The sequence below is a fragment of the Bradyrhizobium sp. 155 genome (genome assembly GCF_023101105.1).
Lineage (GTDB): Bacteria > Pseudomonadota > Alphaproteobacteria > Rhizobiales > Xanthobacteraceae > Bradyrhizobium > Bradyrhizobium canariense_D.
The window spans coordinates 5,659,634-5,673,458 of sequence record NZ_CP064704.1 but is presented as its reverse complement, the minus strand read 5'-3'; the positions used below and the strand labels follow the sequence as shown (position 1 = coordinate 5,673,458).

Genomic DNA, 13,825 nt, shown 5'->3' with positions numbered 1-13,825 from the left:
GTGCCACAGTTGGGCCATGCCGTCGCCACAAATGCAAACGCTCGTTAATGTGCTTGTCATCATCAACTTGTCAGAATCGCGCTAAGCGCTGTCAGTCTGTCGCAGGCCCCTGCTGGAGTTGTGCATGTTTTCTGTGTTCGTTCCCTTCGAGTCCTCCCTCAAGAAGGCCGTCATCGAGGATCTCGCAGCAGTCCCGGAGCATGCGGTCTGGATCGACCTGGTCAACCCCACCGCGGCCGAGGACAAAGCCGTCGAGAAGCTCTCGGGGATCGCAATCCCGACCCGGGAGGACATGCAGGAGATCGAGATCTCGAGCCGCCTCTATATGGAGAACGGCGCGCGCTACATGACCGCGACGCTGATGTGCCAATCCGATACCGATATGCCGAGGACCACGGCGGTCACGTTCATTCTGGGCGACCACCGCCTGGTAACGGTGCGCTATGACCAGCCCAAGCCCTTTGCGCTGGTCGAGGCCAAGCTGGCCCGTTCCTGCACACCGGCCATCACCGGCGAGATGGTGCTGATGGAGCTGCTCGATGCCGTGATCGACCGCTGCGCCGACATCCTGGAGCGCTGCGGCGCCGAGATCGATCAGGTCTCCCATGACATTTTCGAGCCGGAGAGCGAGCGCCACGGTCACGCCAAGCAATATTCGCAAATCCTGATCTCGATCGGCCGCAAGGGCGATCTGACCTCCAAGGTTCGCGAGAGCCTGGTCTCGATCGGCCGCGTCGTCGCCTTCCTTTCCGCGGTGGTGGAGGGCGTGAAATGGTCGAAGGACATGCGCGAGCAGCTCAAGACCATGCAGCGTGACGTCGTCTCGCTGACCGATCATGCCTCCTATCTCTCCAGCAAGATCACCTTTGTGCTCGACGCCATGCTCGGCGTCGTCAATCTCGAGCAGAACAACATCATCAAGCTGTTTTCGGTCATGGCGGTTGTCCTGATGCCGCCGACGCTGATCGCCTCGATCTACGGCATGAACTTCAAGTCGATGCCGGAACTCGAATGGGTGCACGGTTATCCGTTCGCGCTGGTGCTGATGCTGATTGCGGCGATCGTTCCGTACTGGATCTTCAAGTGGAAGAAGTGGCTGTAATAGTGACCGAGACCTTACGCCGGACGCAGAGACACAGTGTCTGGTGTCGCAGAATAGAGCGGGATTGCGGCCGCACGGCGATGTGTGCTCGCCGCCCCAATTCCTCCGGTAAAATTTGAGCGGTGGGCTGAACGTTTGCGCGAAACTTGTCTGCGATAAGGAGCAGGTAAGCCGCGAGGAACAGCCATGGTTGAAAAACACATAACGACGCCCCCCAACGTCATCGATCTGGCGAGCTATCGCCACGTCGCGACGAGCGGCAAGGCGTCGTCGATGTCGGCGCGCATGTGCCGGCACTGTGGTGCTCCGCTGCTCGACGGCGAGAACGACGACGATTGCTCGACTGCAATCAGCACGGCCGCTCCGCAGCCACGCGAGAGGTCACGTCGGATTCGACTCGATTGAGGAACGGAAAGCTAAGGGCGATCCAGGTCTTGCGGCGGCGTTGTCTGGATCGCCTTGCTTCTCCGGCGTAATTTCCAACATCATCATTGCGAGGAGCTCGCGACAAAATTGCGAAGCAATTTTGCACTGAAGCGACGAGGCAATCCAGACTGTCCTCACCGAGGCAGTCTGGATTGCTTCGCTTGCGCTTGCAATGACGCGGTAGCCTACACGTGCTGGCCGCCGTTGATGTGGATCTCGGCGCCGTTGACGTAAGAACTGGTGTCCGTGCACAGCACGTAGATGATCTTGGCGACCTCGTCCGGTGTGCCGAGCCGGTGCATCGGGATCTGCTGGTCGACGATCTTCTCGGTGCCCGGCGACAGGATCGAGGTGTCGATCTCGCCCGGCGCGATCGCGTTGACGCGCACGCCGACGCGGCCGAAGTCGGAGGCCATTTCGCGCGTCAGGGACGCCAGCGCGGCCTTCGAGGTGGCGTAGGCCGCGCCCGCGAAGGGATGCACGCGCGAGCCCGCGATCGAGGTGACGTTCACGACAGAGCCCTTGGCCGCCTTCAATTCCTCGATCAGCCCGCGCGCCATCATGATCGGCGCGAAGAAGTTGACATTGAACACGTGCGTCCAGGTGTCGAGGTCGGTGTCGATCGAGCCGAGCCTGGAGCCGCCGGCCCCCTTCGGCGAGATCGCGGCGTTGTTGACCAGCGCATGCAGCATGCCGCCTTCGAGACGGTCGCGGATGTCGGAGATCGCGCGCGTGGTATCTGCGGGGGTGGCGAGGTCGACCTGGATATGGTCCTCAGGGCCCGCGTCCCAGGGACAATCCTCCGGGAACGGATGCCGCGAGCAGGTGATCACGCGCCAGCCGGCCGAGGAGAAACGGATCACGGTGGCATGGCCGATGCCGCGGCTCGCCCCGGTCAGGAGCAGCGTACGGCGCGGCGCATTGGACGACTGCGGCATGGACATCTTTCAGGCTGGAGCATGATCCGGACCCGGAGGGCCGCGTTAGCGCAAACTGTGCAGCGGTTTTCCGAAGGGATCATTCTCGAACAAAATTCTAGGGATACATTCGCGTCTTGGACCATTTCTGGCCGGCCGCGTCACGGCGAAATTCAATGCGGTCGTGCAGGCGGAACGGGCGGTCGTGCCAGAACTCGATACGCGACGGTGTTATACGCCAGCCGCTCCAGCCCGGCGGACGCGGCACCTTGCCGATCATGTGCTTGGCGGCGACCTTGGCGATCGCCTGCTCGAAAGCGAAGCGGCTCTCGAGCTCCTGCGACTGCTTGCTCGCCCAGGCGCCGATCTGCGCCTGCTTGGGACGGGTGGCGAAATAGGCGTCGGCTTCGGCCTCGGTCACCGGCGTCACGTTGCCGCGGATGCGGACCTGACGGCGCAGCGACTTCCAGTGAAAAAGTAACGCCGCCTTAGGATTTGCGGCGAGTTCGCGGCCCTTCTGGCTGGCGATGTGGCTGTAGAAGACGAAACCATCGGTATCGAAGCCCTTCATCAGCACCATGCGCACGTCCGGCAGGCCGTCGGGATCGACGGTCGCGAGCGCCATGGCGTTCGGATCGTTCGGCTCGCTCTTGATGGCTTCGTTCAGCCAGGCCTCGAACAGCGCAAACGGCTCGTCGGCGGCGGTGAAATCACCGGATGTTAAGGGTGTCTGGTGTTTCATCGAGGTCGTGTCGGTCATGTCTGGGGTCCGAGTTGCGTCCTGCGGTCCAAAACGCGTTGTTGTCTGCTACCGCCCTATATAGGGTATGGGGACGCGTTGGCCTATCGGCGATCCGGCCGTTCGGCTTCGTCATGACGATCATTCTGATCGGACTCGGCACCGGCGGTTGCAGCTTTTCCCGCAACGACAAGAGTGCCTACGCCAAGGCCGATGACAGCGACCTTACCGGCTCGATCGCAATGCCGGCCAGGGTGGCGGCACCGACAGAGACCGATCTCGCCTTCGCCCGCAACGCCGCCTCCGACGTGCTCAGCAAGAACGATAAGGATTCCAGCCAGCATTGGGAGAATCCGGAAACCGGGGCGCGCGGTTCGGTCACGCCGATCGCGCAATCCTATGCCGCCGAGGACGGCCGCAAGTGCCGCGACTTCCTGGCGAGCTACGTCAATGGCAGCACCGAAAGCTGGCTCCAGGGCGCGGGCTGCCAAAGCAGCCGTGGCAGTTGGGAGATTCATACGCTAAAGCCGTGGCGGAGCTAGGAATCGCTTCACCAGGCTAGTTGCAAAAATACCACTCGCCCCCCACATGAGGCTCAGTTGGGGCGGGGAGCCCTTTGAACAATTCGATTTCTTGAAGGAGACGTGACGGATGCGCGACCCCTATGAGGTCTTGGGGGTGCCGCGGAGCGCCAACGCTGCCGCGATCAAGAGCGCCTATCGCAAGCTTGCCAAGAAGCACCATCCCGACAGCAACAAGAACGACCCGAAGGCGGCCGAGCGCTTCGCTGAGCTCAATACGGCCAATGAGATCCTCGGCGACGAGGACAAGCGCAAGCAATTCGACCGCGGCGAGATCGACGCCGACGGCAAGCCGCGCTTCCAGGGTTTTCCGGGCGGCGGCGGTGGGCCGCGCGGGCGCGCGGGTCCCGGCGGGTTCGAGAGCTATACGTTCCGCGGTGGCGGCGCGGGCCCTGGTCCGGGCGGCGGCGCGTTCGAGGACATCCTCAACAGCATGTTCGGAGGAGGGCCGCGTCCGCGCCCAGGGGCCGGCGGCGGTGCCCAGTTCGAATTCGACACCGGCGGGATCGGGCTCGATCTCGACGTCAATGTCGCCATGACCGTCTCGCTGGAGGAGGCGGTGAAGGGCGGCGAGAAGCGCGTCCGGCTGCCGAACGGCAAGGAGCTCAACGTCAAGATTCCGGCCGGCGTGACCGAAGGCCAGCAGATCCGGTTGCGGGGGCAGGGCGAGAGCGCTCAGGGCCATCCGCCGGGCGATCTCCTGATCACGATCGGCATCGCGCAGCATCCGTTCTTCAAGATCGAGGGCGCCGATCTCAGGATCGACCTGCCGGTCACGCTCTACGAGGCGGTGCTTGGCGGCAAGGTCCGCGTGCCCACCCTCGGCAATGCCGTGGAGCTTTCGGTTCCGCAAAACACCTCCAGCGGCCGGACCTTCCGCCTCAAGGGCAAAGGATTGCCAAAAACTGGTGGAACCGGGGATCTCTTCGTCACCGTCAGGATTATGCTACCGGACGGGAACGACGCCGAGCTTGAAGCATTGATGGAAAAGTGGCGGGAGCAGCGCCCCTACAATCCGCGTAGCGGGCTTGGCTAAGTGTGATCCGGAAAGTGTGAGGGGTTCTCCTAAAGACTGAGAGCGTCGTGCATCGAGATGATGCTCATCATATGCCCGAGGCGTGGTAGCCCTTCTTGGCTCACGTGCTCGACGTGTCGGCTGTCCGGCGGGGCAGCCGATAAAAAGGTGCGGCCTCGAGAGGGGGACCAGCGCGGTACCAAAAACCCCAATCGAGGCCGCCCGCGTCGATCGGCGGATCGAACGCTGCTCATTTTCGCGTGATCATCCGGTGCGATAATGAGACGCGCCGATGTCTTCATTCCAAATTTTCAATGTCGGAATCGAGGCACCGCGTTTGCGTGGTTGTCTAGGTGCCGCTTTTCTCTGCTTGGTCGTAGACCGCCTGCGCCACTTTGGTCAGCCGGTCCCGGTCGCCGCCACCGCTGACGACGTAGCCGACGCCGCGCTCCGACCAGAACAGCGCCCCGTCCTTGTCCGTTCTGGCATACCGCATCTGCGTCGCGCCATTCTCGGTCTTGGCGGTGTAGATCGTGTACCGCTCGCCCGAGGCGCCCTCATACATCAGGAACGACGCCGGGCCGTTCGGCCCCGGCAAGAGCCGGCCGCCGACGAGCTTTAGTCCACTCGCCTCCAGGTTCGGAGCAAACACGGTCCAGCCGCAGCGTCTGGTCAGCCAGGCCTGGAGGTGGTCGCGCTCGTTGCCGCCGACCTCGACGGGATGGCGAACCTCGACGACATAGAGGCGGTGGGCGTCGAGTGCGTCGGTCGTAAAGCTCTGGAAAGTCGAGGGCGCGTTGGCGGCACCGTGCGCCAGCCAGCCGGCGGTGCCGCCGGCCATGAAGGCCACCAGCACAGCCGCGGCGGCGCCATAGAGCCAGTGCCGCGGGCGGCGCTCCAGCCGTTCGAGCTCGAGCCGCGCCGGCACCGGCTCCTGGGCGACGGAATCGTAGCGGGCGTGCAGCATCTCGGCCATGGCGCGCCAGGACTGCACGCGCTCGCCATCCTCGGGCTGCGCGGCAAGCCAGGCCTCGACATCGGCGCGGCGCTCGGCCGGCAGCTCGCCGTCAACATAGGCGTGCAGTTCGTCCTCGGTCACTGGGATCTTGCGGTCGTTCATATCGATCGTCTCTGGCTCTGCGGCCCAAAATGTTCTTCGTGGTTCAACTGCGCCGCTTCCCGCGCCATGCAGGAGAAACGACCGGCGCGATGCATCAATCCTGCCATCATTTCACCCGCCTGAGCGCCGGGCGCTCGCCCTCCAGCGAGGCTTTGACGTGGGCGCGGGCGCGTGCCAGGCGCGACATCACGGTGCCGATCGGCACGCCCTGGATGTCGGCGACCTCGCGGTAGCTCATGCCCTCCAGCATCACCAGGAGCAGCACCGAGCGTTGCTCCTCGACGAGCGTCGCCAGCGCCCTCTCGATATCGCGCCCTTCGGCTTCGGTCCCGCTGGCATCCGGGTTGTTCTCCGTCAGCTGCATGAATTGCGGCCGTCGTGCCAGCGAACGCCGCCGGTTCTTGTTGAGGTTGGTCAGGATCGTATAGAGCCAGCTCCTGACGTCGCCTCCGAGGAACAGACGCTCCGAACGCAGCGCCCGCACCAGCGTATCCTGCACCAGATCGTCGGCCGCATCCGCCTCGCGCGTGAGCGCGCGGGCGTAGCGGCGCAACGCCGGGATCATGGCTTCAACACTCTGGCGAAACGCACTCATTGCGGTCTTGACGTCCTGATGTCGGCGCGAGCGCCACAACGATCATAACACCCGAGCGGAACGGCTATTCCGGCGCTTGAAACAGCGTTAACGCCGCGTATTAGGACTGTACCGCAACGGAGGGCTGGTGTACCTCCAAACCTCACCGGGAGCTCGACGGGACGTTAGCAAAATGGCGCAGAATTCAGGTCTGATGCAGGGCAAGCGGGGCGTGGTCCTCGGCGTTGCCAACAACCGCTCGATCGCCTGGGGCATTGCCAAGGCATGCCACGCGGCCGGCGCGGAGCTTGCCTTCACCTATCAGGGCGATGCGCTGAAGAAGCGCGTCGAGCCGCTCGCCGCCGAGATCGGCGGGCTCGTGCTCGGCCATTGCGACGTCACCGATGCTGCGACCATCGATGCGGCCTTCGCGGTGCTGAAGGAGAAGTGGGGCAAGATCGACTTTCTGGTGCATGCGATCGCCTATGGCGAGCAACTCGACGGCCGCTACGTCGACACCACGCAGGAGAATTTTTCGAAATCCCTGCTGATCTCCTGCTATTCGTTCACGGCGGTGGCGCAGCGCGCCGAGAAGCTGATGACCGACGGTGGCTCGCTCATCACGCTCAGCTATTACGGCGCCGAGAAGTGGATGCCGCATTACAACGTCATGGGCGTCGCGAAAGCGGCGCTCGAAGCGAGCGTGCGTTATCTCGCCGTCGATCTCGGTGAGAAGAATATCCGCGTCAACGCGATCTCCGCGGGGCCGATCAAGACCCTCGCGGCGTCCGGTATCGGCGATTTCAGATATATCCTGAAGTGGAACGAGGCCAACGCACCGCTGCGGCGCAACGTCTCCACGGAAGACGTCGGCGGCAGCGCTCTGTATTTCCTCTCCGACCTCTCGCGCGGCGTCACCGGCGAGGTGCACCACGTCGATTCCGGCTATCACGTGCTCGGCATGAAGCGCCCGGAAGCGCCGGACATTTCGTTCGGCGGGAAGGACTAACTTTTCACCCAGCAATGCCTGTGCCCACGATTTATTACCTTCGCCACGGCGAGACCGAGTGGAATGCGCTCGGGAGGCTTCAGGGCATCAAGGACATTCCGCTGAACGCACGCGGTCGCGGTCAGGCGGTGCAGGCCGGCGGCATTCTCGCCGATCTCTTCAAGCGCGAGGGCCGCGACAAGGCCGCATTACCCTACGTGTCGAGTCCGCTTGGCCGCGCACGAGAGACCATGGAACTGGCGCGGAGCAAGCTCGAACTGCCGACTGCGGGCTATACGCTCGACGATCGCCTGCGTGAGATCGGCTACGGCACCTGGGAGGGACTGACGCTGGCCGAGAGCGAGGCCTCCGATCCCGACATCTACGCCCGGCGCCTCGCCGACAAATGGACGGTGGGCCCCGCGGGCGGAGAGACCTACGCCGATGTGCAGGTCCGCGTGCGCGCTTGGTACGACCAACTCCGGACCGACACCGTCGCGGTCGCCCATGGTGGGACCTGCCGGGCCCTGATGGTTTCACTCGGCCTGGAGACGCCGGCGAGCGCCGCCGAACTTTATATCGAGCAGGGCGCCGTCTACGTGTTCCGCGACGGGCGGTTGGAGAAGTTTAGTTAAGCCGGTTCGCTTGCGCGTCCTGCGCCGTCATGCCCGGGGCGCCCTTTTGCGCTTGTGGGCCAAGAACGTGGATGGCGGGACAAGCCCGGCCATGACGACCGTGTAGGCATTTGACCCCAATTTCAGGGCGAGTTAAGTCAGCACTGACTTACGAGCTAGATACGGATGTCCTTCAACACCTTCGGCCACATGTTCCGCGTCACGACCTTCGGCGAGAGCCATGGGGTGGCGATCGGCTGCGTGGTCGACGGCTGCCCGCCCATGATCCCGCTCGTCGAGGCCGACATCCAGGGTGATCTTGATCGCCGCCGACCCGGCCAGTCGCGCTTCACGACCCAGCGTCAGGAGCCGGACCAGGTCAAGATCCTCTCCGGCGTGATGGCGCATCCGGAGACCGGCGTGCAGGTGACGACGGGCACGCCGATCGGGCTCCTGATCGAGAACACCGACCAGCGCTCAAAAGACTATTCCGAGATCAAGGACAAGTTTCGGCCTGGCCACGCTGACTTTACCTATGAAGCGAAGTACGGCCTGCGCGACTATCGCGGCGGCGGCCGCTCCTCGGCGCGCGAGACCGCGACGCGCGTCGCCGCCGGCGCGATCGCTCGAAAGGTGCTGCCCGATGTGAAGGTGCGCGGCGCGCTGGTGCAGATGGGGCCACACAAGATCGACCGCGCGAAATGGGACTGGGACGAGATCGCGAAAAACCCGTTCTTCTGTCCGGACAAGGACAAGGCCGCGTTCTTCGAGACCTATCTCGACGGCATCCGCAAGAGCGGCTCCTCGATCGGCGCGGTGATCGAGGTCGTCGCCGAAGGTGTGCCGGCTGGCCTTGGCGCCCCGATCTACGCCAAGCTCGATGCCGAGCTCGCCGCCGCAATGATGAGCATCAATGCGGTGAAGGGCGTCGAGATCGGCGCCGGCTTCGGCGCGGCCGAACTCACCGGGGAAGAGAATGCCGACGAGATGCGCACGGGCAATGACGGCACGCGTTTTCTGTCCAACCACGCTGGTGGCGTGCTGGGCGGCATCTCCACGGGGCAGCCGGTGGTGGTGCGTTTCGCCGTCAAGCCGACCTCGTCGATCCTGCAGCCGCGTCTCACCGTCGATCGCAACGGCGCCGACACCGAGATCATGACCAAGGGCCGCCACGATCCCTGCGTCGGCATCCGCGCCGTCCCCGTCGGCGAAGCCATGATGGCCTGCGTGTTGGCGGATCATTTCCTGCGCGACCGCGGCCAGGTCGGGCGCTAGCGTTCCGCAGGGCGCTTGTATCGCGCCACTAGTCCACCGCGCAGCTTGACGATCCCACAACTTCGTCCGCAAATGCGCGCATGGAAAGCTCCGAGCTCCAACGTATCACCAACTGGCTGATCGACGGCGCCTGGTCGTCGAAGGCCCCGGCCGAGATGACGGCCGAAGCCTGCGAACGGATGGTTGCAGCCGGTCTGCCGCTATGGCGGTTCGGCATCTTCATCCGCACGCTGCATCCCGAAATTTTCGGTCGCAACTTCATCTGGCGGGAAGGCGAGGAGGTCGAGATCGGCACGGTCGATTTCGAGATCCTGGAGACGCCGGAATTCGCCAGAAGTCCGCTGCGGGTCGTGTTCGAGCAGGGACTTGAGGTGCGGGGACGCATGGACGATCCCGGCAGCAAGCATTTCCCTTTTTTCGACGATATGCGTGCCGAAGGCGTAACCGACTACGTCGCGACGCCAATGCAGTTTCTCGACGGCTCGGTCCACGCGACGAGCTGGACAACGCGCCATCCAGGCGGCTTCACCGATGAACACATCGCGGCGATTCACACCATCGTCAAGCCGCTCGCGCGCATCACCGAGATCATCAGCCTGCGCCGCACCGCCGAGATGCTGCTCGACACCTATGTCGGCAATCGTGCCGGCGCGCGCATCCTTGGCGGTCAGATCCGCCGCGGCCACAACGACACCATGCAGGCTGCGATCTGGCTCTCCGATCTGCGCGGCTTCACGGCACTGTCGGACCGGCTGCCGGCCGAGACCGTGGTCGAGATCCTCAACCATTATTTCGACTGCCAGGTTGCCGCGATCCGCGGCCATGGCGGCGAGGTGCTGAAATTCATGGGCGACGGCCTGCTCGCGGTATTCCCGATCGACGAATATGTCGGCGATGCCGCGCATGTCTGCACGCGGGTGCTGGAGGCAGCGCGCGAATCTCGCGCCAGTGTCGAGGCGCTCGCGTATCCTGTCGGCGACGTCGTCGAGCGCTTCCGCTTCGGCGTGGCGCTCCACGTCGGCAACATCCTCTACGGCAATATTGGCGGCGGCAACCGCCTCGACTTCACCTGCATTGGCCCCGCGGTCAATCTTGCTGCGCGGCTGGAGAAGATCACGGGTCGCCTGGGGCGGACCGTCGTGGCCTCAGAAGGCTTCGCCAATGTCTGCCGCCACGACTGGCACGAGCTCGGCGAATTCCCGATCGCGGGCTTTTCCAAGGCGCAGCGCGTGTACGGGCTGACGGAGGAGACGCCGGTGGTGATGGCCTGAGGTCATCCTCGGATGTCCGCCGCCGTCAGCCTGGTGAGCAGAATTCAGGCGTTCGACGCCATCACCGACTTCAGCGGTACATCCAGCTGATAGACAAATCCGGACGGTTCGTAGGCCAGCCGCACCTGTCCGTTCAGTTGCTGGCCGAGCGACTCGATCATCCGGGTGCCGTAGCTCCGTCGTGTCGGCGGCGCCACCACGGGGCCGCCGCTTTCGCTCCACTTCAGGCGCAGCCTTTGCTCGATCTCGTCCACCGTCCATGCGATCTCGACATGTCCGGAGGAACTGGACAGTGCGCCGAACTTCGTCGTGTTGGTGCAGAGCTCGTTGAACGTCATCGCGAGCGCTATCACGGCACCGGATGTGATCCGGAGATCCGGCCCATTGAAATGGAATCGTCGACCTCCCTGACCGTCATAGGGATCGGTGGCGCCGCTCAGGGTATGAGTGAGGCTCGCATTGGACCAGCTGACCTGTATCAACAGGTCGTGGGCGCGCCCCAACGCCAGCAAGCGGCCATCCATGGCTTTTTGGCCTTGCTCGAGATTGATTGCGGCCCGGAAGCTCTGGGCTGCGATTGCGCTCACCGTCGCAAGCGTATTCTTGATGCGATGATGCAGCTCTCCGAGGATGAGCTTTTGCAACTTGTCGGCCGCCTCGCGTTCGTGGGCTTCGATGCCGGCTTGAGCGAGCAGGACCTTGGCGTCGGTGTCGGCCTGTTCCAGCAACAGGCGCAGATTGTCGTTCTCCGCCACCAGAACCGATTCCTGTGGCGATCGAGCAACCCCAAGGTTTTCCCCGGGATCCGTCGTTGTGGTCGGAAGGATTTTTAGCGCGCCCGCTCCGATCATCGTCTGCAACTGCGAGATCATTTCGTCGACGGCGAGCGGCTTGCGAAAGAAGCGGCTGTCCGCCGGCGTTTCGGTTTCAGACGGCTTTACCTGACCGGAGACCAGTACGATCTTGATGGCAGGCCAGCGATCGTGCACCGCGTGGGCCAGCTTCAGGCCGTCCATGGTCCCGGGCATCTGGATGTCGCTGAACAGAAGCGAGATGTCCGACCGCGACTCGAGGATCGAGATGGCTTCGTCGGCGTTGACGGCCTCCACAGGGCAGAAGCCTGCATCCTCTACGATATCGACCGCGCGCATGCGCAGGATCATCTCGTCTTCGACGACGAGAACGTTCGGCAAGGAGGTTGGGGGCGTTGACATCTGTGCACGACACTTTCCTGGATCATCCGACAAGCTCGGCCGGCGCTTTGCGATGGTTGGTCTAGCGGCGAGCCGTCACCAAACGAGCTTCATGAACCCTGACATCGGATTCACCCCGGCGCAGACACGATGCTTCGAAGTCCGGCCAGACCTGGCCCAGGCAATTCCGCGCCACCGGAAGGCTCGCCAGCCGGTCCGCCTTCGCCAAAGCAACGGTTTCGCGCGCTTTTACTTGCGGAGCAAAACCGGGCAGCACCATTACGGACACTCCGAGGAGCGCGAACATCGCGAACGCGACAAGAGATTTCATCATTTGGGCTGCTTTGGCTGTTGACCGCCCCGTTTCGTTTGGGGACGCTGTTATAACAACCAAGATGAAATATAGTTCATTTCATACAACTTATATTTGAAGTGCGATTTGAAGGCGGATGCCGCCCTTGGCCCGGATCGTCGCTCGACGTGAACAGGCGGTCGACAAGGTTTGCTTGCCATTACCTCGGGGTTTTGGGGCCAGGCAGGCTTATCCAATCATGAATGTGCGAGGCCGTTTCACTCAATCGCGCCGCCTTGAGCAGCGATTCCCGCTGAACGCCGGGCGGGGCAATCTCTGCGCGACGGCGAGCCTCGGCTGCCAATTGGGCAATGCGATTGCTCAGAGGGATGGTGCGCTTGGTGGTGTCTTGCATAGGACGCTCCGCATTGGGCGGGAGCGCAAAGACTCTCTCAGTCACCGATGGATGCCGTGATGAGCCGGTGATGGCTCAGCATGCGCCTGTTGACAGCCAATAGATACACTATTCGGCAGAGCAGATTCGGCGCCGAAATCGAAAGCGGGCGCAAAAGCACCAAAGCCGGACCGGTGCACTATTCCTCCGGCTCCGTGGTGAACAGCAGGGGATAGCCCTTGGTGCGGCCGGCATCCGTTGCGCGGGTAGCCTTGGTCTCGGCGACGTCCTTGGTGAAGACCGCGACCACGCAGGCGCCGAGCTTGTGGGCGGTGATCATCACCTTGTAGGCCTGATCCTCGGTCATGCGGAACTCGGCCTTGAGGATCATCGTGACGAATTCGCGGGGCGTAAAGTCGTCGTTGATCAGGATGACCTTATGCAGCTTCGGCCGCTCGACCTTGGTCTTCGTCCTGGTTTTCGGTTTGGCAACGGTATCGTTCATTCCGCCTCCCGGATATGGCGGGCTCGGGTTCCTGCCGGCGCGCTCAGCGCGCGGCCTTCTCACCATATTGCAGGACCTGCACCTTCTCCAAGGTGATCAGGCCGCTCGACATCATGCCATCCAGGATGGGCAGGAATGCATTGATGTTGTCCTCGCTGTCGACGATCTCGATCAGCAACGGCAAGTCTTCCGAGAGCCGCAGAATCTTGGAAGTGTGGAGCCGGCTGGACTTGCCGAAGCCCATCGGGCCGCGCAGCACGGTGGCGCCGGCCAGATGCCGCTCGCGCGCCGTCATCACGATCGCTTCATAGAGCGGCTTGCCGTCGAATTGGTCGTTCTCGCCAAGGAAGATCCGGAGCGAAACTGCCTGATTAAGGATTTGCATGGTCAGCTCCTTCGCAAGCGGTTGGTGCCGCTGGCTATCATATGGCCTGCCCATACCGACACCAGCCAGCAGATGACGGATGCCGCGATATAGGCGAGCGCCGTATATTTCATGCCGCCGTGGAACAGGCGGAAGGTCTCCAGGCTGAAGGTTGAAAAGGTCGTGTAGCCGCCGCAGAACCCGGTCATGACGAACTGCCGGTGCTCGGGCCGCGCCAGCAGGCGGCCGTCGGGCCCGGTCAGCGTCGCGTAGAAGCCGATGATTAGTGAGCCGGTGGCGTTGATGAACAGCGTCGCGACCGGGAAGCCGGAGCCGGTGTCGAGCGCGAGCCCGACCAGATAGCGCGTTAGCCCGCCGACCATGCTGCCGGCGGCAATCCAGGCATAGAGCGTCGCGGTGCGCCAGCGATCGGCAGAGGAGGGGGACTTCATCTG

Annotated in this window: 17 protein-coding genes; 8 read left to right on the top strand and 9 right to left on the bottom strand. The window is 63.4% G+C overall.

The features are described 5' to 3' along the window. The first annotated feature begins 124 nt into the window (after positions 1-124). Positions 125-1,102, top strand: coding sequence for a magnesium transporter CorA family protein (locus IVA93_RS27400; protein WP_018456234.1), 978 nt, complete (start codon positions 125-127; stop codon positions 1,100-1,102). A 186-nt stretch (positions 1,103-1,288) separates the two neighbouring features. Next, entirely contained in the window at positions 1,289-1,507 is a 219-nt protein-coding gene (locus tag IVA93_RS27395) for a hypothetical protein (RefSeq protein WP_026233114.1), read from the top strand. A gap of 206 nt (positions 1,508-1,713) precedes the next feature. Here the strand turns inward: IVA93_RS27395 and IVA93_RS27390 are convergent, their stop codons facing one another. Both IVA93_RS27390 and pdxH read right to left on the bottom strand, forming a co-directional pair. Then, a complete protein-coding gene (locus IVA93_RS27390) occupies positions 1,714-2,466 on the bottom strand; it encodes an SDR family NAD(P)-dependent oxidoreductase (RefSeq protein WP_026233115.1) in 753 nt (250 codons plus the stop codon). A gap of 97 nt (positions 2,467-2,563) precedes the next feature. Beyond that, positions 2,564-3,205 (bottom strand): pyridoxamine 5'-phosphate oxidase, encoded by a 642-nt coding sequence (gene pdxH / locus IVA93_RS27385; RefSeq protein WP_018456236.1) that lies wholly within the window; start codon positions 3,203-3,205, stop codon positions 2,564-2,566. Positions 3,206-3,318: 113 nt separating this feature from the next. Here pdxH and IVA93_RS27380 point away from each other — a divergent pair, with 113 nt between their 5' ends. Together IVA93_RS27380 and IVA93_RS27375 are read left to right on the top strand one after the other, a co-directional pair. Continuing rightward, the gene (locus tag IVA93_RS27380) at positions 3,319-3,726 is read left to right on the top strand and encodes an RT0821/Lpp0805 family surface protein (protein WP_018456237.1); all 408 of its coding nucleotides are present in this window, start codon (positions 3,319-3,321) and stop codon (positions 3,724-3,726) included. 109 nt (positions 3,727-3,835) lie between these two features. Then, the gene (locus IVA93_RS27375; protein WP_018456238.1) at positions 3,836-4,801 is read left to right on the top strand and encodes a DnaJ C-terminal domain-containing protein; all 966 of its coding nucleotides are present in this window, start codon (positions 3,836-3,838) and stop codon (positions 4,799-4,801) included. A 328-nt stretch (positions 4,802-5,129) separates the two neighbouring features. Here the strand turns inward: IVA93_RS27375 and IVA93_RS27370 are convergent, their stop codons facing one another. Next, positions 5,130-5,900 carry an anti-sigma factor family protein gene (locus tag IVA93_RS27370; protein ID WP_085352549.1) on the bottom strand — a complete coding sequence of 257 codons (771 nt, stop codon included), beginning with the start codon at positions 5,898-5,900 and terminating at the stop codon, positions 5,130-5,132. A 106-nt stretch (positions 5,901-6,006) separates the two neighbouring features. Continuing rightward, positions 6,007-6,495 (bottom strand): sigma-70 family RNA polymerase sigma factor, encoded by a 489-nt coding sequence (locus IVA93_RS27365; protein WP_007594679.1) that lies wholly within the window; start codon positions 6,493-6,495, stop codon positions 6,007-6,009. A gap of 172 nt (positions 6,496-6,667) precedes the next feature. Between IVA93_RS27365 and fabI the strand changes: the two genes are divergently transcribed. The 4 genes from fabI to IVA93_RS27345 all read left to right on the top strand — a co-directional run bounded on the left by fabI (position 6,668) and on the right by IVA93_RS27345 (position 10,622). After that, entirely contained in the window at positions 6,668-7,483 is an 816-nt protein-coding gene (gene fabI, locus IVA93_RS27360; RefSeq protein ID WP_026233116.1) for an enoyl-ACP reductase FabI, read from the top strand. 14 nt (positions 7,484-7,497) lie between these two features. Further along, positions 7,498-8,097 carry a histidine phosphatase family protein gene (locus IVA93_RS27355; protein ID WP_018456242.1) on the top strand — a complete coding sequence of 200 codons (600 nt, stop codon included), beginning with the start codon at positions 7,498-7,500 and terminating at the stop codon, positions 8,095-8,097. A gap of 165 nt (positions 8,098-8,262) precedes the next feature. Beyond that, positions 8,263-9,351: a chorismate synthase gene (aroC, locus tag IVA93_RS27350; protein ID WP_018456243.1), complete on the top strand. Its 1,089-nt coding sequence runs from the start codon at positions 8,263-8,265 to the stop codon at positions 9,349-9,351. An 80-nt stretch (positions 9,352-9,431) separates the two neighbouring features. Next, a complete protein-coding gene (locus IVA93_RS27345) occupies positions 9,432-10,622 on the top strand; it encodes an adenylate/guanylate cyclase domain-containing protein (RefSeq protein WP_018456244.1) in 1,191 nt (396 codons plus the stop codon). A gap of 44 nt (positions 10,623-10,666) precedes the next feature. Here IVA93_RS27345 and IVA93_RS27340 read toward each other — a convergent pair whose 3' ends face one another. From IVA93_RS27340 to crcB, 5 genes are all read right to left on the bottom strand, one after another. Further along, a complete protein-coding gene (locus IVA93_RS27340; RefSeq protein WP_026233117.1) occupies positions 10,667-11,836 on the bottom strand; it encodes a sensor histidine kinase in 1,170 nt (389 codons plus the stop codon). Positions 11,837-11,897: 61 nt separating this feature from the next. Continuing rightward, positions 11,898-12,149 (bottom strand): hypothetical protein, encoded by a 252-nt coding sequence (locus tag IVA93_RS27335; RefSeq protein ID WP_026233118.1) that lies wholly within the window; start codon positions 12,147-12,149, stop codon positions 11,898-11,900. Between the two features lie 551 nt (positions 12,150-12,700). After that, positions 12,701-13,006, bottom strand: coding sequence for an ATP-dependent Clp protease adapter ClpS (gene clpS / locus IVA93_RS27330; RefSeq protein WP_007594672.1), 306 nt, complete (start codon positions 13,004-13,006; stop codon positions 12,701-12,703). Between the two features lie 43 nt (positions 13,007-13,049). After that, the gene (locus IVA93_RS27325) at positions 13,050-13,391 is read right to left on the bottom strand and encodes a putative PII-like signaling protein (RefSeq protein WP_085384121.1); all 342 of its coding nucleotides are present in this window, start codon (positions 13,389-13,391) and stop codon (positions 13,050-13,052) included. Between the two features lie 2 nt (positions 13,392-13,393). Next, a complete protein-coding gene (gene crcB / locus IVA93_RS27320; RefSeq protein ID WP_018456248.1) occupies positions 13,394-13,822 on the bottom strand; it encodes a fluoride efflux transporter CrcB in 429 nt (142 codons plus the stop codon). Between the last annotated feature and the right edge of the window lie 3 nt (positions 13,823-13,825).

Excerpts from the sequence above, each read along its gene's own strand:
- IVA93_RS27400 (WP_018456234.1), top strand. The coding sequence starts at position 125 with ATGTTTTCTGTGTTCGTTCCCTTCGAGTCCTCCCTCAAGAAGGCCGTC.
- IVA93_RS27395 (WP_026233114.1), top strand. The coding sequence starts at position 1,289 with ATGGTTGAAAAACACATAACGACGCCCCCCAACGTCATCGATCTGGCG.
- IVA93_RS27390 (WP_026233115.1), bottom strand. The coding sequence starts at position 2,466 with ATGCCGCAGTCGTCCAATGCGCCGCGCCGTACGCTGCTCCTGACCGGG.
- pdxH (WP_018456236.1), bottom strand. The coding sequence starts at position 3,205 with ATGACCGACACGACCTCGATGAAACACCAGACACCCTTAACATCCGGT.
- IVA93_RS27380 (WP_018456237.1), top strand. The coding sequence starts at position 3,319 with ATGACGATCATTCTGATCGGACTCGGCACCGGCGGTTGCAGCTTTTCC.
- IVA93_RS27375 (WP_018456238.1), top strand. The coding sequence starts at position 3,836 with ATGCGCGACCCCTATGAGGTCTTGGGGGTGCCGCGGAGCGCCAACGCT.
- IVA93_RS27370 (WP_085352549.1), bottom strand. The coding sequence starts at position 5,900 with ATGAACGACCGCAAGATCCCAGTGACCGAGGACGAACTGCACGCCTAT.
- IVA93_RS27365 (WP_007594679.1), bottom strand. The coding sequence starts at position 6,495 with ATGAGTGCGTTTCGCCAGAGTGTTGAAGCCATGATCCCGGCGTTGCGC.
- fabI (WP_026233116.1), top strand. The coding sequence starts at position 6,668 with ATGGCGCAGAATTCAGGTCTGATGCAGGGCAAGCGGGGCGTGGTCCTC.
- IVA93_RS27355 (WP_018456242.1), top strand. The coding sequence starts at position 7,498 with ATGCCTGTGCCCACGATTTATTACCTTCGCCACGGCGAGACCGAGTGG.
- aroC (WP_018456243.1), top strand. The coding sequence starts at position 8,263 with ATGTCCTTCAACACCTTCGGCCACATGTTCCGCGTCACGACCTTCGGC.
- IVA93_RS27345 (WP_018456244.1), top strand. The coding sequence starts at position 9,432 with ATGGAAAGCTCCGAGCTCCAACGTATCACCAACTGGCTGATCGACGGC.
- IVA93_RS27340 (WP_026233117.1), bottom strand. The coding sequence starts at position 11,836 with ATGTCAACGCCCCCAACCTCCTTGCCGAACGTTCTCGTCGTCGAAGAC.
- IVA93_RS27335 (WP_026233118.1), bottom strand. The coding sequence starts at position 12,149 with ATGATGAAATCTCTTGTCGCGTTCGCGATGTTCGCGCTCCTCGGAGTG.
- clpS (WP_007594672.1), bottom strand. The coding sequence starts at position 13,006 with ATGAACGATACCGTTGCCAAACCGAAAACCAGGACGAAGACCAAGGTC.
- IVA93_RS27325 (WP_085384121.1), bottom strand. The coding sequence starts at position 13,391 with ATGCAAATCCTTAATCAGGCAGTTTCGCTCCGGATCTTCCTTGGCGAG.
- crcB (WP_018456248.1), bottom strand. The coding sequence starts at position 13,822 with ATGAAGTCCCCCTCCTCTGCCGATCGCTGGCGCACCGCGACGCTCTAT.